The sequence below is a fragment of the Proteus genomosp. 4 str. ATCC 51469 genome (assembly GCF_003144375.1).
Lineage (GTDB): Bacteria > Pseudomonadota > Gammaproteobacteria > Enterobacterales > Enterobacteriaceae > Proteus.
Genome location: NZ_PENV01000014.1, coordinates 47,162 through 65,762 on the forward strand (window position 1 = coordinate 47,162; position 18,601 = coordinate 65,762).

Genomic DNA, 18,601 nt, shown 5'->3' on the forward strand with positions numbered 1-18,601 from the left:
GTGCACACAAATGAGGGCGCTAGGTAATCAGGGCGAAAGCGTTTGAACTTTTACCCCGCCCCCACCCTGTATTTCATGGTGTTATTGATGCCAATGAGAATTGGGATCAAGTGGAATGCCATCCGCATTACAGCCAATGACTTTGCCACTCTTTTCGATACGTTGTTTGGTTGAGTTATGATGCGGTTCGCATAGGCTTTGAAAATTCTTTGTATCCCAGAATAAGGCTTGGGCTTTTGCGATACGCTCTTTATTGCCTGATTCAAGCGCCTCTTTAAGGCGATGTGGAATAATGTGGTCAACTACTGTGGCAGCAGTAATGCGCCCTTGCTCTTGGCACATAACGCAAAGTGGATGTTCATTAAGAAACGCTAATCGCACTTTAGCCCAGCGACCACCATAGACATTGCGTTTTTTCATGGTTTATCCCATTACAAATTTTCCCCAATAAAAAAGCCACCAGCGATTGTGAACTGATGGCCTTTATAGCAATATTCTATCTACCATGATCCTTTAATGGATATTTATTCAAGGAAAATATAAAAATTACTTTGATTATTAACAGATTGGCTGAGTGGATATTGGTAATACTAGTGAGAGCTCAAACTCACAAGGTTATTTTTATAGATTAAAACCCCGCAATGATACCGAATATATTTAACCCACTATGTTTTAATCAAAAACATTATTAATAATTGAAGTGACTATCGCTGTACTTAATGCGATCAATACCAAATCATTTCCAACAATGCGCCATTCGTAACCAGGATAGTAAGGTAATTGGCTAAGCATTTTTTCAGGAACCATTTTCTTCGCAATACCCGGAGGCAATGGCTTTCCTCTTACTAAATTTTTAGCAATACCTGGAGGGAGTGATGAATATCCAGTAAATCCACCATTCAACGCAATTGCTCTAGCCTCATTATAAGATAAAGAAATTGAGAAAGAGGTTTCATTATCAAAGTGATTATTTTGTGATTTATTATGCCATTTGTTTGGCTTCTCTCCTTGATATCCTTTATTTTGACCTCTTCCATGCCCATTATCTGGATCTGCATAAGAAGAAACAGATATCATCGACAAACCTATAATCACCAACAATAAGTTACTTATTCTAGAAAGAATCCCCATGTCTATGACCTCAGCAATTAATTTTTCACAGAATATCCTTCGAGTTACACAACTACCATAAGTAATACTCCTAGAAAAAATAACTGACAGGTGTCATTGTTGCTAACTTAGTGGCGAATACATAACTAAGTCTTTTTTTATTTCAAACACTCCAGCCTTATATAATCCTGCAACCCTTTAATCATCTGCTCTGACTCTGCAATTCGCTCTCTGAGTAACCAATAATTTCTGATAGCGGTGTTAGTAGGTCGGGCGGTGGTTGCATAAGCCAAGCTGGTGGAGGGAGTGGTTTTGCTTTTTGGGCACTCGGCTTTGATATACACCCGCTCAGGATGACGCTCACTAATATCACGCAAACGACTAATTTCATTCTTAGCATTCGCTAACTCCTGTGTATATTGAATATCCAGTTGGTTTAATCGCATTATGCGTGCTTGGTAATCCGTATTAATAGACTTCTGTTCTTCGAGAGCCACTGTTAGTTTTTTGTTGGTATCTGTCAGTGAATTAATCCTGTTAGCTTGCCAGTTAATCACCCAATAACTACCCACAATGATGCCTACCATCGTAATGACGGCATAGAGTTTCCCGTATTTCATGATTAGTACCGATGATGTGAGAGTGCAATCTGACAGCGTTTTTCTAAGCTAATGTGGTCTTTAGTACATGAGTTATCAATCAAGAGATAAATGCCACCAGCGACTGTAATGAGTAATGCAAGAATAAAGCTGATAATGATAATTAAAGGTTTCCATGGCATAGTGCTGACTCCGCCTCTCGACGACTGACAAGCCCTCGCCAAACCTTGCCGTCTGCATATACCCAACGTTTTATTTCTTCACAAGCACCCGCTCTATCACCGGCGTTTAGCTTCTTGAGTAATGTTGAGCGAGAAAATGCGGTTGTACCCACATTAAAAGCAAAGGAATATAAAGCGGCTTTAGTGTAGTCATCGAGTGGTACGTTGATTAATGCATCGACTTGCTGTTGTGTCTTAATAAAATCGTTTTGTAATAACGCATCACATTCTTGTTGTGTGTATCTCTTACCTTGAATAATATCTTTCCCTGTATGCCCATAGCAAACCGTCAAAACACCTGCCACATCACGATAAGGTTCATAACGCACACCTTCAAAATGAGCTATTACTACTAACGCGATTGCTGTGGCTCCCGCAGTTGTTAGCACAGCTATTTTCTGTTTGAGAGACATTAAATATCCTTTGGTGCTTTTACCATTAATTCAGCAAGCCTTTTTAATGTTTCAGTTGGGTTTTGTGGATCAACATGACTAACAAGCTCTTCAAATAATTGAGTGCGTTTTCGTTGCTCTCGACGAGTCATAAAATAAGTGGCTAAACCGAGAACCATGCTGAACGCCATTCCGATAACAAATCCCCATTCATATAACGAAAGACTGGCAAAAAAGGCCGTTAGACCTGCGGTTCCATAAGTTACATTGGTTAATTTTTCCATACGCATAGTCACCCCCAGAGGAGTGTCCGTTGATGATTAGTGTGAGAAAGTTAAAAGTGAAAATATAAGACTTAATTAAATTAATGATCCAGCCCAATGTGGTTGGCTGAATGAATGATCACAGGCTATTCAAGAATTCAGTGGGAGCATTAAAAATATTCAGGTGCTCGCAAATAACCAAACATTCCAACTAATCGAAATTCCTTTCATAAAGAGAACATTCCAAATTAAATATCTCATCTTTATATCTTTGAATAACGCTACTTATAACCTCCTGTTGTATATCGGTAAAAGAATTCCATATAGCCAATAAAGGTGTATCATGATCCGACCAAGTTTCACCTATAAAAATTTTATCTTTTATCATCGACTTAAAAATATCATTATCCTCCGTATTCACTTCTGATACATTATTATCAGGTAGGCGCCCAATAACGCAGGCTATATGGCCATTAGGATCTGCCAATCCAATGGTTTCATTTTTTATTTTCATACAAAGTCCTATGAGGAAAGAATGAATACTAAAATATTTGAAAAATTATTTCTTGCCGATGATAAAACTCGAAATGCTGTATTAACAATTTGTGAGACCGATACTCCCCTCGTCTCAGTTTTAACACTACATTTAACTTGTGAAAATTTTTTAGAAGCTTTTATATCAGCTCATCTAAATATTGAGGATTTGTTTGCAGAAAAACCAGAAAATATTAACGATGTTAGATTTAGAATGTCCTTTGAACATAAAAATAAGCTAGCTCAGCGATTAGGTATGCCAAAACAAGCATATGATGCTTTTTGTCATATTGATCAGATAAGAAATCAGTTTGCACATAAATTATTACATGCGGAAATACCCGCAGATAGAATAAATAAACTTTGCACTCTTATCGATTCAATACGCTCTTCAGAACAAGAATTAAAATTAGAAGATGAAGGTATACACTATTCCCCTTCTAATGCAAAAAAAACATTTACCTATCGAATGTCTGATCCCGATATTCCTCAAACGTTAAAACTTTGCATCGCATACTTCTCATTAATAAGAAGAGTCTCGATGATGTATCAATAATTATAAAAACCTACTTATAAAATAGTATGTAATTTGCCATAAACTCTTATAACTAAAAATATGAACTCTCTGGAGTTTCGGGAGAGTTCAACCTGTAAGAGCTAATTACAAATCGACATATTTATTTTTTGCTCTGTTTACTCAAAGTATCAAACAGCTTTCGACACATTAAGTGCCCTTAATAAACCTTCAGGCAATTGCTCTTCCAGTGAAGCATTAGAAACAATCACAAGACCATACATAGATATCCATGTATTCGTTTGTTGTAAGTGTCCTTGAATAAATTGCTTCGCTTTCTCTAACAAATAAACACAGCTCTCTTGTGTATTTTTGCGCCAATAAGATTCAATCGCCACCAGCAATGGGTCGCCTGCATCATTAATCTTTTGTGTGCCGATTCGATATTGCTTTTTACCTGCGGGAGATGTCGTGCAAATTAGTTGTGTCAGTTGTTGAGTTTCACCATCAGCCGTATGGATATTCGCCGTTAAAATGGCTGAAGTATTCATTTCACTGTCTGTTTCTGAGGCATAGTGAAGACTAAACTGTAATTCGCTTATCTCTTTTGACATAACATTTACCGATTTATTTAGTTAATAAGGTGCCGACTCACAGCTCTTGTGTGAACGGTATAAATGGGTATTGATTCTGTGGTCGGCGTAAACGGAAAGGCTACAAAGTAACCTTATTTAATTTAGGGTTGAATATAGTAATGAGAATAATTATCATTACATATGTATCAAGTTGACAGGTTTGATACGAATTAGTACGACATGACTTACATTGCTTCTTGCGTTTATTTTATATGCCGATATGACTCCTAGCGTATCGGCATTTTTTTATTTTGTGTTGGTGATCTTTTGTACTGATAATTTAGATGTGTATACTTAGATTTAACCTGATGCAACGATAATTCAAGGCTGAATCTAATTCAGACCACCTATTATATGCTAGGAGCTGATTCATCTCAGGTATCTAGTAAAACGAGTGACCACTATGGAGATGATATGTCTAACTCAATACCAAAGTAAGGTTCAATTTTATACAATTAAATCAAAATAAAAGGAATATCAGCGCGAAGTTTATGAGTAAGCTCGTGATCAGGGTAAAACATGACAGCTAACTTCCAAATACGACTCGCCTCTTCTAAGTTTCTGCTATTCCAATGAAGCCCACCGAGATTAAATAGTGCCAGTTCATTTTTTTCATTTAAAGACAAACATTTTTCATAAGCTTCGATAGCTTCTGCTATACACCCTTGAAACTCATATGAAACTGCCACTTGAAACCAACTAAAATCGTCTGGCTGAATTTTTTCAGCTTGCTCAAGTAGTAGAGGCAAACTATCTTTATATCGTCCAAGATGATTTAAGGCGACACCCAGACAATATCCATATTCTCCACCTTCAATATTATAGGCTTTACGAAAGTATGATTCTGCATCCAACCACTTATTTTCATCTTGAGCCCAGTGGCCCAACCGATCCCATAGAAATGCTGTATCCTTATAATTAACATCCAAAATACGCAACTCAAACTCTCTCTTGAAATCCTCATAAGAGCAAAAAATTTCATTGGTATTTTGCCTAAGATAATTTTTTGCTAACAGCAATTCTCTTGTTGCATCTGGATTATGTGGGTAAATATCCAAAAAACGCTCCCAAAACGGCAAACTTAACTTGGCTGAAATTATTGATGTCCGACAGAAGGTTGCAACTAATATTAAGCACCATGCCCATAATTGTTCTTTGTTTTCACTAGTGCTTAGTAATGAATTAATTTCTCTATATGCTGAGCGATAATCACCTAAATTAAAAAGAGTGTTGATTCTCCATTTAGCTAGTCCAGTTAGTTTGTGGGGTGAATTATGCGGAAAAATAATAGCATCGAAATGTTCAAGGGCAAGTCTATAATTACCTTTTTTATTATAATACATGCCTACAGCATAATTTGCCTCACTTAAATTCGGATCTAATTGAAGTGCATTTTGATAACACTCCATTGCTTTACTCTCATTCCCAAGAATAGAATAACTCCCTCCCATATTTTTATAGCACTGCGCTTTCAATTTGCTATCACCAGATAAACCTTTTAAGGCTTTTTTATATTCTAGAATAGCCTCATTGTCTTTTTTAAGAGCTGTAAACCCGTTGCCGATAGAATAATAAAGGCTACCTTCAGTAAGAAGACCATCAGATAGCCTTGCTTTAAGATACTGAACACCATTGGTAATTCTCTCTTCATCATAATTAATTCTATCCATACCTTTATTAATTTCTGACATATAAGGGATGATCATAGCAGGGTGGTCTGTTCCTAAAATTGCTAGGAACTCATGAAAATTAGCACTGATAATTTCATCTTGATTATCATCATATAATGATATCAACATTTCCTGAGCCAAATTTTTCTCTTCAGGAATATGAATCTTTGGTAAGGTTTTACTAATTGTGTTCGCAATATTTTTCTTTGAACTTATTATTGTATTTACTCTTGCATCGCGAGTTGCAATCGCTTGGTACCTAACCAATTCTGCTATTTCATGCAGACGAGACTCAGACATCTCCTCCACAAATTTTACAGTCAAAGTTTCTTGTTTAGACCAATTTTTTCCTGACTGTTCATAAATACGCAAGATGTTTTCAGCAAAACATATCTTGAGAGTATTTGTAGGAACGTGAAAACAAACATAAAACGAATAAGGGTGCATTAGTAAATAATTCAAGTTAGCCCTATTAACTGAAATACTAACTGAGCCATCAAGGTTCAATGCTTGTTCAGTACCTTTTAGTTGAACAAATAATCTGATATTCGTAGCTTGTCCATTAACAGTTATTTCAAGCTGATAATCGACCCCATAGTCATTAACATCTTGACTCTGTATAAAAAAATCACTTGAATCCCTAAGAAAACCTTCAAATGCCGTAATGGCCATGTTTTCAACCCTATGATTTCTATCTCTTTTGGGGAAATTATTCAAGTGTTTCATATTTTTTCCTAAAACCGATGATATAGTAGAAAATCTAAGCCAATTTACACGATTTCAGATATAAATCATTTAATTGTCAAGCACTAATAATAAATAGTATTAAGTAGTCACATATGATTTTAAGTACTAAATTATATTCTCCAACAGAGGGACTTCCGATTCTCGTTCAAACCAATCTACTTAGTCTAATTGTGTCCTACCTAGGATTCTGCAAGCTCATCTCTTATAATTTTGAATATTTCACAAAAACAATTAAGGCTACACATTATGCGTAGCCTTAATCTTATTCACATTATCTAACTCAATTAGCTTTTATCTTTATTTTCTATCGCTATTGTTTGCCGTTTTTCTTCTTCTGGTAACTCATACTCAATAGCAATGGTCAGAAGTCCACTTGATAAATCCGCTTTTTCTATTTTAACATTCTTACCGAGGTCAAATTGTAATGTAAATTGCCCTTGAGATATGCCTCGGTGGATCCATTTATCATTGTCTTCTTCTGATTTTTCTTCTTTTTTCCCTTCAATCAATAAACGGCTTCCTTTCAATGAAACCGATAAGTCATTTTCTTGATATCCAGGCACACTTACTGTCAATTCATAATGGTTATCATCAATCTGTTTCAGGTTATAAGTCTGTACAGGTGATACAATTGGCTTACTGCCTGTTAACTGACTAAACAGGCGATCTATCTGATCAAAACGATTTGAAAGTAAGTTGTCAGATAATGTTGGGAATAATGAAAAAGGTTTAATGTTAGGCATATAACTCCTCCTTCAGTATTTAGTGAATTATGAGCGGTATCTTATTTACCCAAAATATAAATATGAACGAGCAAGTATTTTTCAAGCCCTAAAATCTAAATTTTTTATCTTTAACCAACATGAGATTGTAGATAGCAAAAAACCCCGCCGAAGCGAGGTTTTGTATATTCAACTATTTAATGCTTAACTCATTTGAGCTGTCATCACACTTTTGCAAAAGATACATTTTGCGCCGTGTGGATTGTTCACTGTGACATCAAATTGTGATGTTCTATATTGTGAACTGCTACAACAAGGGCATTTAAAATAGAGGCGAATAGTAATAGCGCCTTTAGAGAGCCACCACGTTGCCTGCTGCTGGGCCTTTCATACCATTTTCCATGGTGAATGAAACTTGTTGGCCTTCAGCTAATGTTTTGAAGCTATCACTTTGGATTGCAGAGAAATGTACGAAGACATCTTTGCTGCCATCAGCTGGAGTAATAAAACCAAAACCTTTACCTTCATCGAACCATTTTACTGTACCAGTCATTGTATTAGACATAGAATTTCCTTTAATTTATTTAATTTGCCATAAGGCATATGCGGTTTGTTTTGTATTTTTACTTATGGGAATTAATTAGAAGGAATTCACAATGAAGAGGTATCGAGGATAACGCTAAACGGGAACAACTTTAAACTTACTAACATAAATAGGTCTGTACTTCCAAACCAGTGACGCTATTAAGCCATAGAAAAATTCAGATAGCAAACTTTATTTTTTAGCGGTAAATCAGCTTAAGTAGACCTATAAAAAATACAACCCCGTTATACTCACGAGGTTTTCAATAGATAAGAGCTATAACATCAAAACCATTACTAACACAATATATTGTGTTTTGTAATTACGCAAGACTATAAATGTGGTGTTTTCTAATTATTTTATCCATATCTAATTTTACGTTATCAACCGATAGACATCCCTCAATAAATCCTTCCGCTGTCTGCAATCGCTTAGCCACCTCATTATGAGAAATACCAAGTTTTGAAGCCATTGAACGCAAAGGATAATTCTTCACATAGTACATAATAACCAACTGAAACAAATAACTATTATTTACCTTTAAATGTAATACCGCTTTATTGATTTTTAAGCCATCATCATCTGAACATTGCTCTCGGCTTCGTCTTGAGCTTGGAATTAATCCTTTAAAACCTGCGGCAATTGATGAGTAATCGATACTATTTTCTTCATTAGCTGACCACGCACCCCAACGCGATAAAACTTCCTGCATATCTCTCATACAGACTTCTCCAAACCATTTGTTACCTTGTTACCTATTGATTAATCACTTACACCTTCATCTCTCTTTCTCGTTTTAATTGCCTCACCTTCTCTCTGTATTTATCGCGTATCTGGATATAATCTTCGCGTCGCCAATGCGGAAGCTCATGAGGCCCTCGCAACCAATCAACTAATTCTTGACCAAATTTTTCGATAAGTTTTTCCTCATACTTTTGACTTACACTGGCATTTTTATGAGTGAATCGCCCTGCACCACCATTACATGATTTACATTGCTTATATGCATTACGTTCATCAAATCTCAGCTCAGGGTGTGAACCCACAGATAAAAAATGACCACAATCCCACTGTCCTCCATGTAAATCTGGGGGATTAGTTTCACCACAACTAATACAGGGCTCATCATGATCTCTAAGTCTGATGTATTGATTAAACGCAGTTTGAGCTTGTTTGATAAAATATGAGGTAGGTTTTACTGCTAATTTGCGGGCTTTGAGTTTGTCTCTTGCTTTGATTTCCTTTTCTCTTTGTGCCTTTTTGAGTTTTACTAACGCTTTTTCTTTTTCCTTATTCCTTCGTTTTATTGCCAGTTCTGCTCCGTGTTCTGGGCAACACCACCAAATATTACTGTATTTGGGGTGAAACCATTCTCTACATATTTTACAGCGCCGTCGCCTTAGCGACTTCATTATGTTTTCCTTTGATTTATCCATCAGCAATTATTCCTCTTGATTCCTTTTCAAACTCATATATTCAGAATTGCTAGGAATGATGATCGGAATTCCCTTCTCAATGCACCATTGTTCATGTTTCTCCATCATGTAAAGCATCCTTGCTTTATCCATCTTGCTGGTTTTTTCACGCTCACCGTTTTCATTGCGCCCTAACCAATGTCCAACAAAATATTCATGAGTTTCCTCATTAGTGATGGGCTTTGATAAAACGATTTCACCGACACCATTTTTAATATCGATAACAACTCCACGCGCACGTAACCACTCGCCTGTGGTTTCCATCCACATACGCCATGTTTTATTCATTGGTATGGTTCTTAAATCACGCCACTCGGTGATTTTGATACGATAGCGTTTACCTGTTGTCACGATTTCGGAGAGCACTTTGAAAATACTGTTGAGATTGGATTTATGGAGACAGATATCATCTGTCACGAGGCCTCCTTTTTACTTTTACGAGTTAAAACGATTTTTCACAATACCTTTTAGGCTCTCGTTTCGGTTGAGCGCGATATGCAGCCATATATTGATCGACCGGTGTAATACTCAATCCTTGTTGGTCAACATACACGGTGCCTGTTTTACCGTGTCGATTAAGCCTTAAAATCATTTCGGTCAGCGTTTCATCCGCATTATCGTGGTACACCGCATCACGATAAATGCCTAACCAATAATCACAATCTTGCTCGATTTGTCCTGTGTCTCTTGAATCACTTGGTACGGGACGTTTATCTGTCCTGTTTTCCAATCCCCGATTCAGTTGTACAAGCAACACAACCACCGTATTGAGCTCTTTTGCCAATATTTTTAGTCCCTTAGTGATTTCACCATAGGCAATATCATTACGGTCAGCTTTTCCCGCCTGCATCAGAGTGAGGTAATCGACACCAATAAACCCAATATCACCGACTTTGCGTTTGATTTTCCGACTTTCAGAGCGAATATGCTGTAAGGACATGCCTGGTGTATCATCCACCCAAATATTGGGCTCATCTTTAAGGCGACCGATGGCACTGCAAAGCCTATCCCATTCATGCTCTTCTAACTTTTGGTAAAATTTATCTGAATTAATTTGGGTTTGTTGGGCTAGTGTCCGTTCAACAAGCTGTTTATCCGTCATTTCCATGCTGAACAGCAATACAGGCTTACCTTGTTGTGAGACATTCTTTGCCATTTCAGTGAGAACGGTTGTTTTCCCCATCTTTGGACGAGCACCAATCACGAACAGTGAGCCGATGACAATCTGTTTTGGGCTTAATAGGCGGTCAAAATCTTTAAATCCCGTTTTTAATCCTCGATGTTTCTCTGGGTTATCTTGTCGGTCACAAATGTCGGTAAAAACATCATCCAGCACATCATCAATTCGGCGTAATCCTGTTTTTCTCCCCATTTTTCCAAACGACGTGGCTTCATCAAGCAAGCGTTGTGCTTGTTCAATTTTATCCGTAAAACTTAACTCACTTGGCACCATCATGAGTTTTTGAATTTCAACCGTCTTTTCGATAACAAAACGCTGTGCGGAACACTCTCGGATTTTTTTCGCATAAGCCATAATGTTAGCAATACTCGGTGTTTCTCTTGCCATCTCAGCAAGATAGGCAAAACCACCTGATTGATTAATTCGCCCTTTTGACTCCAGATAATCCGTCACCATCATGATGTCTATTGGCATACGTTGGGTATACATTTCTCGCAGAGTGAGATAGATAATTTGATGGTGTCGGGTATAAAAATCTTCAGGTTTTAGCAGTGAAAAAATTGATTGCGCATTATCACTTTGCGGATCGAGCAGGAGTCCTCCAATGACATTTTGTTCCGCCATCAAGTTATTCGGAACTTGGCTCATCACAGTGCTCCCTCCCTTGTTTTGAGTACCGTTTCTGGTCTGAGTAAATAATCAAAATTCGCTCGCCAACCTCGATTATTTTCGCCGAAATACCAAGCACTCGCCGTTTCCATAAAATAATCAAAATAATTTTTAGCTGATTCGACTGTGGGCTCTTTAAGTTCTTTCAGGAATTTGGATATTGCTCTTTTGCGTTTGTCATTCAGTGATTCGGCATTGGGTAATCTATCCCCTGCTGATTCGTTGAAGGCTTGCATGATTTCCTGATAAGGAATTTTAGTTTGTCGATTAACCGAAATCTGCTTTGCAGGTTTCAAGTCGTCAGACGATAGTTTTTTAAGGTTAATTGACTGGTTAAAAGACTTACTGGTTCTGGGTAAAAATTTTTGACTACCCCCTAGTCCAACCGTTTGACTACCGTGGTCAAATTCTTTGACTACCTCTGGTACAGAATTTTGACTAGGTGGTACTGTATTTTGACTACCCTCATCAAGAGATTTAGCCTCCAAATCCAAAATATATAAATTGGAAGTATGCCCCTTATCAGTTTTTCGCGTAACTTTACGAACAAACCCTTTTTTACATAAACTTTTAATGTGGTTTATCGCACTTTGACGACTAATTTCGCAATGACGCGCAATAGTCTCATAAGAAGGAAAGCACTCACCTTTATCATTGGCATTATCGGCAAGTTTGAGTAGCACCATTTTTTGTGCTGTACTCCCCACCTGTAATTGCATGGCTTTTGCCATTAGAAGCATACTCATTTTCGCTCTCCTAATAGCTTATCCCGATGTGCTTTCCTTAATTTTGCGTCTTTCAGTGCTTCCTTTAAACGCTGACAACCCAGTGGGGTTATTTCTTGTAATAGCCTATTTCTCATCATGTTTTTATGCTCATCACAGCCATTAAATTCATGATTTATTCTTTGTCTCATGGTATAATTTCTCCATTCCAAAGCTGTATCAAAAAAGGGAAACCGAAGTTTCCCCTTGTGATAAAAACTGGATATTGATACAGTATATTTGTACGTTAAATGGTGAATTCCATTGAACAACACGCCTCGTTTGTTGCCGCAATCGAGGCGTTTTCTTTTATTTTCATTTGAGAAAGTTCACCCATTTGTTTCCACAAAAATCGGTACTCTTCTTCTGAGATTTTTCGTTCTCCTTCCATCACAAAATCAATAATTCCCGATGCGACAAGTGTTTCGCATATTTCAGGATATTTTTCAGTACGACGTAGGATTGTTGAATCATGGACACCTAACGTTCTAGCCACGGCAGACTGAGTTTTATTTCTCAATGCTTGTAATGCTGAAGCTATTAGGTGATTAGAGATAAATTGATTGAATTGTTTGCGTGTATTTGCGCATTCCATTGTTTAAAGTCCTTATGAGTTAACTAAGGGACAATAATGATCCGTGGCTCATTCCGTATGAGTTGATATTGGGGGAAAAGTTGTCGCTTTATCAGCGACTCCGTAGCAGTCAAAAACTGCGATTGTTAAAGAGCGAATAAAACTATGCGGTTCTAGGTGGAAAAACATCATCTAGAGAACAGTTTGCACCTAGTTTCTGCAATGCTTCAACAATGATGCGACAATCATTCAGGCTGGGTGTTCTAATATTTAACTCATAGTTAGCAATACGAGACTGACCCCACCCAATTGATGAAGCTAAAACAGCTTGAGAAATTCCTAATTTATTTCGCTGTTTTGCAATGTTATTCATATTGTGTGTCCTCCATACTTACCAATGATATTACACACAATATGTGATTTTTAGTCAACCACAAAACGTTTAAATACATTTATCACATTTTGTGTTAATAAATGGCTATGAAAAAAATAAATGAAATTATCGGCGAAAGACTTAAGTCTATTCGTGAATCTAGAGGCCTTAGCCAAGCACAACTTGCCAAGCTATGCGGATATTCCGCAGCCTCAAGAATTGGAAATTATGAACTAGGGGAAAGAAAAGTAAGCGCCGATGATGCCTTAATCATCAGCGAAGTTTTAGGTGTATCGCCAGCAGAATTAATGTTTGGAGAACAAAGTGAACAAGTGATCAGTAATTACGAATATCCATTGTTTACAAAGGTTCAAGCGGGTACTTTCACAACTAATATAAACGCCTACACAGAAAAAGATGCTACTTCATGGATACCTACAGCTAAGAAAGCTAGTAAAAGAGCATTTTGGTTGGAGGTTGAAGGTCAATCAATGACCGCGCCTTTAGGAGGAAAACCAAGTTTTCCCGAAGGAATGATTATTTTGATTGATCCAGAAGAAGAGGTTAAGTTCGGTGATTTTTGTGTCGCTCGCTTATTAAATGATGAATTTACTTTTAAACGCTTAATTAGAGATGGTGGCGTTAAATACTTGGAACCATTGAATCCACGTTATGACCTTATTCCTATTAATGATAATTGTACAATCGTAGGTAAGGTTATTAAGTCTCAATGGCCTGATGATACATTTTAATATAATTTAATTAAGGTCTTTGCTATGGATAATTTAAAACATATACCCTTTAATGAAATTAATTTAGAAGATAATTTTTTCTTATCTTTAAAATCTGATTATAAGCATGGTTTTATTGATTGGTTCAAAAAAAAATCAAATGATGTTTCAGAAAAAGCATATGTTTTATATGAGGACTCAGGAAATATAGACGGTTTTTTATATTTAAAAATAGAAGAAGGCATTATAGATGATGTTATTCCATCTATAAAAAGTGGGAAACATTTAAAAGTAGGAACATTTAAATTTGAACCTAAAGGAACACTGAGAGGTCAACGGTTTCTAAAAAAAATATTTGACAATGCATTATCTCATAAAGTTGATGATGTTTATGTCACTATATTTGAGAAACATGGATATTTAATAAATTTATTCAAAATGTACGGTTTTAACCAATGTGCAATAAAAGAAAGTAAAAATGGTACTGAAATAGTCTTATTAAAAGATATGTCACTAAATGATTCCACTGGTGACATATTATCTGATTACCCTAGATTTCCATTTACCCAAGAGCAAAATAAATATATTCTTTCTATTTACCCAAAATTTCACTCTATTCTATTCCCTGATTCTATTTTAGTTACTGAATCACCTGATATTCTTGAAGATATTTCTCATACAAATAGTATCAGAAAAGTATACATTTGTGGGATGAGTGGTGTTTCCTCATTAAAACCATATGATATACTTATAATTTATAGAACATCCGATAATCAAGGTCCTGCTTATTATAGATCAGTAGCGACATCAATTTGTATCGTAGAAAATATAAAAACTATTTTTGATTTTCCTTCAGAAGAATTATTTATTGATTACTGTATAAAATATTCAATATTTAGTAGAGAAGAACTATCAAAATTTTATAAGAGTAAAAGATACCCATATATTATTACATTCACATATAATTTAGCATTACCTAAGAGATTAAATAGAGCGACATTAATAAATTCTGTTGGTCTTGACGAAAGTGCTTACTGGGGTATACTAAATATTAGCGATGAACAATTTATTAGAATTATGAACCAAAGTGGCGTCGATGAAAGTATTATTATCAATTAAACCAGAATTTGTATCAAAAATTCTAGAAGGTACTAAAAGGTACGAATTTAGAAAAGGCATATTTAAAAATACATCTGTAACATCAGTTGTTATTTACTCTACTTTACCTGTTGGACAAATCGTCGGTGAGTTCCATATAAAAGGTGTTTTACAAGATAAACCTCATTCTATATGGGAGCAAACAGAGTCATTTTCAGGAATAAGTAAAAAATTTTTTGATAAATACTTCCAAGAAAGAAATACAGCTTATGCTATTGAGATAGGAAGAGTAATCAAATATGACGAGCCAATTTCATTGAAAGAATTTAGTGAAAAAATTGGAAAAAATATTACTGCCCCCCAATCCTACTGCTATCTCCCATCATAAATATTAAAAAGCTCTCATCAACTTGAGAGCTTTTTTCTAATCACCTGTCAAAAATACTCATTACAACCCGATGTCTGATGTGACCAACCACACATATTGTGTTTTTTATAAATTTATTTTTCTTTTCTAATCATACTAATAAAACATACCAAACACAAAAAAACACACTTTGTGGTTGACATTAAAATCACAATTTGTGAATATAATTTCTATCAACGGAACACAGCACGTTGAAGTTCTTTAACAACGATGGTGGCGAGCTGTGTATTAGCTATCAGAACGGCGACGCTGATAAAGCGTCAACCTTCTCAGAAGGTTTTCGGATTGGTGTTTTACTATTATCACCAATCACTAAAGCCAACTGTTTGGAGGATTTATGGCAACTATAAAAGTGAAGAAATCACGCAAACCAGACTTTTTACGTGGTAACTCTGCAAATAGACGTCATGCCAGACGGAAAGTCGAAGCCATTGCAATTAGAGATATTGAGATGCAACTAGACTCAATATTTCAACTAGAAACTAAAAAATTAAACCGCGTTGAAAAGACACTATCACTAAGCCACATTCCTGTGACTAGAAATATTGAACCTAAGTATCAATCATCACCTGATAACTGTTGTTTACCAAACATAGTTATGTTTTCGAGTGTTAGAACAAAAAAATCAAAGGATAAATTTTGTGTCACTGCAAAATAAATTAGAAACCACCTTATATTGGATAATCAGTATATCAAATTAATTGAATGATTGACTTTCATCTCATATTTTACATAAAGGAGATACTATAATCTAAGCTATTTTATTCTAACTATGTGGTTCAATAATGAAAAAAAATATTCTCGACATAATTAATAGTGCCAATAGTGTTTTAGAACACACTGTATCCATATTAGAATCATTCAATGAAAATCTAGCAAAACTTAATTCCTCAATTGAAGCATTCAGTTTAAAACGTGCTCATAACCGACCAATAGAATATGAGATAAAAAACATTGAATGTTTACTCAAGTTAAATGAATTTAACAAGCAGCAATTACCTCAATATATAAAAATACTATCAGATCAAAAATCCTTTAAAAGAGGATTTGAAAACTTGGATGATAATGTAAAAAAAATATATTTACAAATGACACCAAAAGCTAACTCAATCGATGATGAAATATTAATTATTGAAAATAAAATTTCAATTTTAATCAGCGAAGCCCTTACTGACTCAGAGGTAAACATACTTAATGATAAAATTAAAGAATTAAAAAACTTACTTAAAGAATAGTATTCCTAGATATAACCTTAATTATCAAAAAATTATAAATGGAAAATAAAAATGACTCAACAAGATACTTCTATCGTTATTAACGTCAAATTAACTTTAAATCACATTGAAAACAAACCACATCGAGTAGAAGTAAACACTCAAATAAATGCTTCAGATGACATTCCTGAATTAGCTATATTGTTAAGTGACTTCTCAGATAATTTGATTGGAGAAAATGCGATAAAAACGGCATTAAAAAAAGCAGTTTTAAATACCTTAGTAAACAAAGTTAAACATTAATAAAAATATTTCCCTCTCGTCTAAATCTTTTTTCGCCAACACCAGAATATCAATCATTACCACTATCACTTAATTAGTGAGGATTTTGCTCATCCAGAGGTAAACATGAACATTGATAAATACACACTTTATTTAGCCCAAAGCCAAGCAGGGATCGCCCATTTTCTCAAAGATGAACATGGATGGAATAAGGCCAATCAGACATTAAAACAGGCTTATGGCATAAAACATCAATACAACGCAAAGGTATGCAAAGAAATAAATATCCCAATAAATAGGCTCTATGGATAGAGGTAATTTTTTGTGAATAATTTTAATAATCAAATATACCCAAATGATAAATACCCCCGACTAAGTTCACCTACTCCGAAAAGGAATTTCAAAGAAGCTCTCGCTCATGCAATAGCTATTATTGAAGGAGAAATACCTAACAATTCGCCTGGCATAGCTGAACAGCGACTCGCGATGACGCTTTGGTATATGAATTTAGATGCATCCAAGAATCACCCTCCTCTTCCTGAGCATATTCGAGCCCAACGAGATTCAAAAAGGACATATACGCCTAGTAATAAATTTGAAGTTGATTACTACGGAAGTGATCGTCGTCAAGGTCAATATTTAGGGGATTAATATGACTGCTGTATACAAAGCTATTAGTAATGTTGCTAGAGAAATGGCTGAAACAGGCATTAAAAAAGGAAGTGTAAACCAACAACAAGGATTTATGTTCAGAGGAATCGATGCAGTATATAACGCCCTTGCCCCTGCTCTAGTTAAGCATGGATTACTTATTCTTCCACGTATCATTGAACGCACTGTCACAGAAAGGCAAACACAAAGAGGTGGCTTGTTATTTTATGTCGTAGTGAAAGCTGAGTTTGAATTTGTTTCTGTTGAAGATGGAAGCAAACACACGGTTGTGACTTATGGTGAAGCAATGGATAGCGGAGACAAAGCCACAAATAAAGCCATGTCTATTGCATATAAATACGCAGCTTTCCAAACATTTTGTATACCAACCGAAGAAACAGCAATCGATGCGGATGCAGAAGTCCACAATGTAGCACCGAGAACACCAGATCAGATATTGAAAGATTTTACTAATTCAGCAATGGCTATTACAGATCTCAATATTTTGAAAAAAGAATTTGGAGAAACATGGAAGTTACTCAGAAAAACGCCTGAACAATCAAAAGCAAAGGAAGTATATAACATCAGAAAATCAGAATTGGAGGCGATGTAATGGCAAGTAAAGGTGTAAACAAAGTCTTATTGATAGGACATCTAGGTCAAGATCCTGAAATGCGTTACCTCCCAAATGGCGATGCGGTTACTAATATTACATTAGCCACCAGCGATTCATGGAAAGATAAACAATCAGGTGAAACCAAGGAACGTGTTGAATGGCATAGAGTTGTGATATTTGGAAAGCTCGCCGAAATCGCTGGCGAATATCTGCGTAAAGGTTCACAAGTCTATATCGAAGGTCAATTACAAACACGTAAATGGCAAGATCAAAATGGACAAGACAGATACAGCACGGAAGTTGTAGTGAATATTAATGGCTCAATGCAAATTTTAGGTAACAACAATCAGGCAGGTAGCCAGAAATCACAACCATCACCTCATCAACACGAATGGAGCCCACAACAATCTCCTAAACATAATGAACCCTCAATGGACTTTGATGATGATATTCCTTTTGCGCCGATTGGATTACTTTATCCTCGTATCGCTATTAATGTTATTTAAAATAATATTTATTAGGATAAAATTATAACTCTAGGAAGAATGCCACAAAGC

General features: G+C 35.8%; 31 protein-coding genes. 11 read left to right on the forward strand and 20 right to left on the reverse strand.

Translation table 11 applies throughout. The features are described from left to right. Window positions 1-81: 81 nt before the first annotated feature. From DK866_RS13625 to DK866_RS13650, 7 genes are all read right to left on the reverse strand, one after another. Window positions 82-420 carry an HNH endonuclease gene (locus DK866_RS13625; protein WP_109409332.1) on the reverse strand — a complete coding sequence of 113 codons (339 nt, stop codon included), beginning with the start codon at window positions 418-420 and terminating at the stop codon, window positions 82-84. A gap of 252 nt (window positions 421-672) precedes the next feature. Beyond that, window positions 673-1,131 (reverse strand): anti-virulence regulator CigR family protein, encoded by a 459-nt coding sequence (locus tag DK866_RS13630; RefSeq protein ID WP_109409333.1) that lies wholly within the window; start codon window positions 1,129-1,131, stop codon window positions 673-675. 137 nt (window positions 1,132-1,268) lie between these two features. Continuing rightward, window positions 1,269-1,730 carry a lysis protein gene (locus DK866_RS13635; protein ID WP_109409334.1) on the reverse strand — a complete coding sequence of 154 codons (462 nt, stop codon included), beginning with the start codon at window positions 1,728-1,730 and terminating at the stop codon, window positions 1,269-1,271. Window positions 1,731-1,732: 2 nt separating this feature from the next. Further along, window positions 1,733-1,891: a hypothetical protein gene (locus DK866_RS19960; RefSeq protein ID WP_165718961.1), complete on the reverse strand. Its 159-nt coding sequence runs from the start codon at window positions 1,889-1,891 to the stop codon at window positions 1,733-1,735. Continuing rightward, the gene (locus DK866_RS13640) at window positions 1,873-2,343 is read right to left on the reverse strand and encodes a lysozyme (RefSeq protein WP_109409335.1); all 471 of its coding nucleotides are present in this window, start codon (window positions 2,341-2,343) and stop codon (window positions 1,873-1,875) included. The genes DK866_RS19960 and DK866_RS13640 overlap by 19 nt, the downstream gene beginning before the upstream one ends. Continuing rightward, complete coding sequence (locus DK866_RS13645; protein ID WP_109409336.1) at window positions 2,343-2,612, reverse strand: hypothetical protein; 270 nt, start codon at window positions 2,610-2,612, stop codon at window positions 2,343-2,345. Before DK866_RS13645 ends, DK866_RS13640 begins: the two co-directional genes overlap by 1 nt. A gap of 184 nt (window positions 2,613-2,796) precedes the next feature. Further along, a complete protein-coding gene (locus DK866_RS13650; RefSeq protein ID WP_109409337.1) occupies window positions 2,797-3,099 on the reverse strand; it encodes a hypothetical protein in 303 nt (100 codons plus the stop codon). Window positions 3,100-3,120: 21 nt separating this feature from the next. On the opposite strand from DK866_RS13650, the gene DK866_RS13655 reads away from it, so the two are divergent. Continuing rightward, window positions 3,121-3,675: a hypothetical protein gene (locus tag DK866_RS13655; protein ID WP_109409338.1), complete on the forward strand. Its 555-nt coding sequence runs from the start codon at window positions 3,121-3,123 to the stop codon at window positions 3,673-3,675. 149 nt (window positions 3,676-3,824) lie between these two features. Here the strand turns inward: DK866_RS13655 and DK866_RS13660 are convergent, their stop codons facing one another. The 13 genes from DK866_RS13660 to DK866_RS13710 form a co-directional block, all read right to left on the reverse strand. Beyond that, the gene (locus DK866_RS13660) at window positions 3,825-4,247 is read right to left on the reverse strand and encodes a hypothetical protein (RefSeq protein ID WP_109409339.1); all 423 of its coding nucleotides are present in this window, start codon (window positions 4,245-4,247) and stop codon (window positions 3,825-3,827) included. 476 nt (window positions 4,248-4,723) lie between these two features. Then, window positions 4,724-6,664 (reverse strand): DUF4365 domain-containing protein, encoded by a 1,941-nt coding sequence (locus DK866_RS13665; RefSeq protein WP_109409340.1) that lies wholly within the window; start codon window positions 6,662-6,664, stop codon window positions 4,724-4,726. Between the two features lie 305 nt (window positions 6,665-6,969). Then, entirely contained in the window at window positions 6,970-7,428 is a 459-nt protein-coding gene (locus tag DK866_RS13670; protein WP_109409341.1) for an Hsp20 family protein, read from the reverse strand. A 183-nt stretch (window positions 7,429-7,611) separates the two neighbouring features. Continuing rightward, window positions 7,612-7,752 carry a hypothetical protein gene (locus tag DK866_RS20205; protein ID WP_419894627.1) on the reverse strand — a complete coding sequence of 47 codons (141 nt, stop codon included), beginning with the start codon at window positions 7,750-7,752 and terminating at the stop codon, window positions 7,612-7,614. 7 nt (window positions 7,753-7,759) lie between these two features. Continuing rightward, on the reverse strand, window positions 7,760-7,972 hold the full coding sequence (gene cspE, locus DK866_RS13675; RefSeq protein WP_004244726.1) for a transcription antiterminator/RNA stability regulator CspE: 213 nt from the start codon (window positions 7,970-7,972) through the stop codon (window positions 7,760-7,762). Between the two features lie 340 nt (window positions 7,973-8,312). Further along, a complete protein-coding gene (locus DK866_RS13680) occupies window positions 8,313-8,711 on the reverse strand; it encodes an antiterminator Q family protein (protein ID WP_109409342.1) in 399 nt (132 codons plus the stop codon). 49 nt (window positions 8,712-8,760) lie between these two features. After that, window positions 8,761-9,402: a recombination protein NinG gene (locus tag DK866_RS13685; protein ID WP_167395489.1), complete on the reverse strand. Its 642-nt coding sequence runs from the start codon at window positions 9,400-9,402 to the stop codon at window positions 8,761-8,763. 30 nt (window positions 9,403-9,432) lie between these two features. Continuing rightward, window positions 9,433-9,882 carry a hypothetical protein gene (locus tag DK866_RS13690; RefSeq protein ID WP_088495870.1) on the reverse strand — a complete coding sequence of 150 codons (450 nt, stop codon included), beginning with the start codon at window positions 9,880-9,882 and terminating at the stop codon, window positions 9,433-9,435. A 25-nt stretch (window positions 9,883-9,907) separates the two neighbouring features. After that, window positions 9,908-11,293, reverse strand: a complete 1,386-nt coding sequence (locus DK866_RS13695) for a replicative DNA helicase (RefSeq protein WP_109409344.1) — start codon at window positions 11,291-11,293, stop codon at window positions 9,908-9,910. Continuing rightward, the gene (locus tag DK866_RS13700; protein ID WP_109409345.1) at window positions 11,293-12,060 is read right to left on the reverse strand and encodes a helix-turn-helix domain-containing protein; all 768 of its coding nucleotides are present in this window, start codon (window positions 12,058-12,060) and stop codon (window positions 11,293-11,295) included. The genes DK866_RS13695 and DK866_RS13700 overlap by 1 nt, the downstream gene beginning before the upstream one ends. Then, window positions 12,057-12,230 (reverse strand): hypothetical protein, encoded by a 174-nt coding sequence (locus tag DK866_RS19965; protein WP_167395488.1) that lies wholly within the window; start codon window positions 12,228-12,230, stop codon window positions 12,057-12,059. The genes DK866_RS13700 and DK866_RS19965 overlap by 4 nt, the downstream gene beginning before the upstream one ends. Before the next feature lie 95 nt (window positions 12,231-12,325). Next, a complete protein-coding gene (locus tag DK866_RS13705) occupies window positions 12,326-12,673 on the reverse strand; it encodes a hypothetical protein (protein ID WP_004247478.1) in 348 nt (115 codons plus the stop codon). A gap of 142 nt (window positions 12,674-12,815) precedes the next feature. After that, a complete protein-coding gene (locus DK866_RS13710) occupies window positions 12,816-13,025 on the reverse strand; it encodes a helix-turn-helix transcriptional regulator (protein ID WP_109409346.1) in 210 nt (69 codons plus the stop codon). A gap of 107 nt (window positions 13,026-13,132) precedes the next feature. On the opposite strand from DK866_RS13710, the gene DK866_RS13715 reads away from it, so the two are divergent. The 10 genes from DK866_RS13715 (at window position 13,133) to DK866_RS13760 (ending at window position 18,550) form a co-directional block, all read left to right on the forward strand. Then, the gene (locus DK866_RS13715; protein ID WP_109409400.1) at window positions 13,133-13,777 is read left to right on the forward strand and encodes a LexA family protein; all 645 of its coding nucleotides are present in this window, start codon (window positions 13,133-13,135) and stop codon (window positions 13,775-13,777) included. Between the two features lie 24 nt (window positions 13,778-13,801). Beyond that, window positions 13,802-14,875 (forward strand): N-acetyltransferase, encoded by a 1,074-nt coding sequence (locus tag DK866_RS13720; RefSeq protein ID WP_109409347.1) that lies wholly within the window; start codon window positions 13,802-13,804, stop codon window positions 14,873-14,875. Beyond that, the gene (locus DK866_RS13725; RefSeq protein WP_109409348.1) at window positions 14,853-15,242 is read left to right on the forward strand and encodes an ASCH domain-containing protein; all 390 of its coding nucleotides are present in this window, start codon (window positions 14,853-14,855) and stop codon (window positions 15,240-15,242) included. Before DK866_RS13720 ends, DK866_RS13725 begins: the two co-directional genes overlap by 23 nt. A 376-nt stretch (window positions 15,243-15,618) precedes the next feature. Then, entirely contained in the window at window positions 15,619-15,939 is a 321-nt protein-coding gene (locus DK866_RS13730) for a hypothetical protein (protein WP_109409349.1), read from the forward strand. Window positions 15,940-16,066: 127 nt separating this feature from the next. Beyond that, the gene (locus DK866_RS13735; protein ID WP_109409350.1) at window positions 16,067-16,516 is read left to right on the forward strand and encodes a hypothetical protein; all 450 of its coding nucleotides are present in this window, start codon (window positions 16,067-16,069) and stop codon (window positions 16,514-16,516) included. Window positions 16,517-16,567: 51 nt separating this feature from the next. Next, window positions 16,568-16,798 carry a hypothetical protein gene (locus DK866_RS13740; RefSeq protein WP_109409351.1) on the forward strand — a complete coding sequence of 77 codons (231 nt, stop codon included), beginning with the start codon at window positions 16,568-16,570 and terminating at the stop codon, window positions 16,796-16,798. 105 nt (window positions 16,799-16,903) lie between these two features. Then, the gene (locus tag DK866_RS13745) at window positions 16,904-17,089 is read left to right on the forward strand and encodes a host cell division inhibitory peptide Kil (RefSeq protein ID WP_109409352.1); all 186 of its coding nucleotides are present in this window, start codon (window positions 16,904-16,906) and stop codon (window positions 17,087-17,089) included. A gap of 12 nt (window positions 17,090-17,101) precedes the next feature. After that, window positions 17,102-17,428, forward strand: coding sequence for a hypothetical protein (locus tag DK866_RS13750; protein WP_109409353.1), 327 nt, complete (start codon window positions 17,102-17,104; stop codon window positions 17,426-17,428). Window position 17,429: 1 nt separating this feature from the next. Beyond that, window positions 17,430-18,041 (forward strand): ERF family protein, encoded by a 612-nt coding sequence (locus DK866_RS13755; protein WP_088495883.1) that lies wholly within the window; start codon window positions 17,430-17,432, stop codon window positions 18,039-18,041. Then, window positions 18,041-18,550, forward strand: coding sequence for a single-stranded DNA-binding protein (locus tag DK866_RS13760; protein ID WP_109409354.1), 510 nt, complete (start codon window positions 18,041-18,043; stop codon window positions 18,548-18,550). The genes DK866_RS13755 and DK866_RS13760 overlap by 1 nt, the downstream gene beginning before the upstream one ends. The last annotated feature ends 51 nt before the right edge of the window (window positions 18,551-18,601 follow it).

Excerpts from the sequence above, each read along its gene's own strand:
- DK866_RS13625 (WP_109409332.1), bottom strand. The coding sequence starts at position 420 with ATGAAAAAACGCAATGTCTATGGTGGTCGCTGGGCTAAAGTGCGATTA.
- DK866_RS13630 (WP_109409333.1), bottom strand. The coding sequence starts at position 1,131 with ATGGGGATTCTTTCTAGAATAAGTAACTTATTGTTGGTGATTATAGGT.
- DK866_RS13635 (WP_109409334.1), bottom strand. The coding sequence starts at position 1,730 with ATGAAATACGGGAAACTCTATGCCGTCATTACGATGGTAGGCATCATT.
- DK866_RS19960 (WP_165718961.1), bottom strand. The coding sequence starts at position 1,891 with ATGCCATGGAAACCTTTAATTATCATTATCAGCTTTATTCTTGCATTA.
- DK866_RS13640 (WP_109409335.1), bottom strand. The coding sequence starts at position 2,343 with ATGTCTCTCAAACAGAAAATAGCTGTGCTAACAACTGCGGGAGCCACA.
- DK866_RS13645 (WP_109409336.1), bottom strand. The coding sequence starts at position 2,612 with ATGCGTATGGAAAAATTAACCAATGTAACTTATGGAACCGCAGGTCTA.
- DK866_RS13650 (WP_109409337.1), bottom strand. The coding sequence starts at position 3,099 with ATGAAAATAAAAAATGAAACCATTGGATTGGCAGATCCTAATGGCCAT.
- DK866_RS13655 (WP_109409338.1), top strand. The coding sequence starts at position 3,121 with ATGAATACTAAAATATTTGAAAAATTATTTCTTGCCGATGATAAAACT.
- DK866_RS13660 (WP_109409339.1), bottom strand. The coding sequence starts at position 4,247 with ATGTCAAAAGAGATAAGCGAATTACAGTTTAGTCTTCACTATGCCTCA.
- DK866_RS13665 (WP_109409340.1), bottom strand. The coding sequence starts at position 6,664 with ATGAAACACTTGAATAATTTCCCCAAAAGAGATAGAAATCATAGGGTT.
- DK866_RS13670 (WP_109409341.1), bottom strand. The coding sequence starts at position 7,428 with ATGCCTAACATTAAACCTTTTTCATTATTCCCAACATTATCTGACAAC.
- cspE (WP_004244726.1), bottom strand. The coding sequence starts at position 7,972 with ATGTCTAATACAATGACTGGTACAGTAAAATGGTTCGATGAAGGTAAA.
- DK866_RS13680 (WP_109409342.1), bottom strand. The coding sequence starts at position 8,711 with ATGAGAGATATGCAGGAAGTTTTATCGCGTTGGGGTGCGTGGTCAGCT.
- DK866_RS13685 (WP_167395489.1), bottom strand. The coding sequence starts at position 9,402 with ATGAAGTCGCTAAGGCGACGGCGCTGTAAAATATGTAGAGAATGGTTT.
- DK866_RS13695 (WP_109409344.1), bottom strand. The coding sequence starts at position 11,293 with ATGAGCCAAGTTCCGAATAACTTGATGGCGGAACAAAATGTCATTGGA.
- DK866_RS13700 (WP_109409345.1), bottom strand. The coding sequence starts at position 12,060 with ATGAGTATGCTTCTAATGGCAAAAGCCATGCAATTACAGGTGGGGAGT.
- DK866_RS19965 (WP_167395488.1), bottom strand. The coding sequence starts at position 12,230 with ATGAGACAAAGAATAAATCATGAATTTAATGGCTGTGATGAGCATAAA.
- DK866_RS13705 (WP_004247478.1), bottom strand. The coding sequence starts at position 12,673 with ATGGAATGCGCAAATACACGCAAACAATTCAATCAATTTATCTCTAAT.
- DK866_RS13710 (WP_109409346.1), bottom strand. The coding sequence starts at position 13,025 with ATGAATAACATTGCAAAACAGCGAAATAAATTAGGAATTTCTCAAGCT.
- DK866_RS13715 (WP_109409400.1), top strand. The coding sequence starts at position 13,133 with ATGAAAAAAATAAATGAAATTATCGGCGAAAGACTTAAGTCTATTCGT.
- DK866_RS13720 (WP_109409347.1), top strand. The coding sequence starts at position 13,802 with ATGGATAATTTAAAACATATACCCTTTAATGAAATTAATTTAGAAGAT.
- DK866_RS13725 (WP_109409348.1), top strand. The coding sequence starts at position 14,853 with ATGAAAGTATTATTATCAATTAAACCAGAATTTGTATCAAAAATTCTA.
- DK866_RS13730 (WP_109409349.1), top strand. The coding sequence starts at position 15,619 with ATGGCAACTATAAAAGTGAAGAAATCACGCAAACCAGACTTTTTACGT.
- DK866_RS13735 (WP_109409350.1), top strand. The coding sequence starts at position 16,067 with ATGAAAAAAAATATTCTCGACATAATTAATAGTGCCAATAGTGTTTTA.
- DK866_RS13740 (WP_109409351.1), top strand. The coding sequence starts at position 16,568 with ATGACTCAACAAGATACTTCTATCGTTATTAACGTCAAATTAACTTTA.
- DK866_RS13745 (WP_109409352.1), top strand. The coding sequence starts at position 16,904 with ATGAACATTGATAAATACACACTTTATTTAGCCCAAAGCCAAGCAGGG.
- DK866_RS13755 (WP_088495883.1), top strand. The coding sequence starts at position 17,430 with ATGACTGCTGTATACAAAGCTATTAGTAATGTTGCTAGAGAAATGGCT.
- DK866_RS13760 (WP_109409354.1), top strand. The coding sequence starts at position 18,041 with ATGGCAAGTAAAGGTGTAAACAAAGTCTTATTGATAGGACATCTAGGT.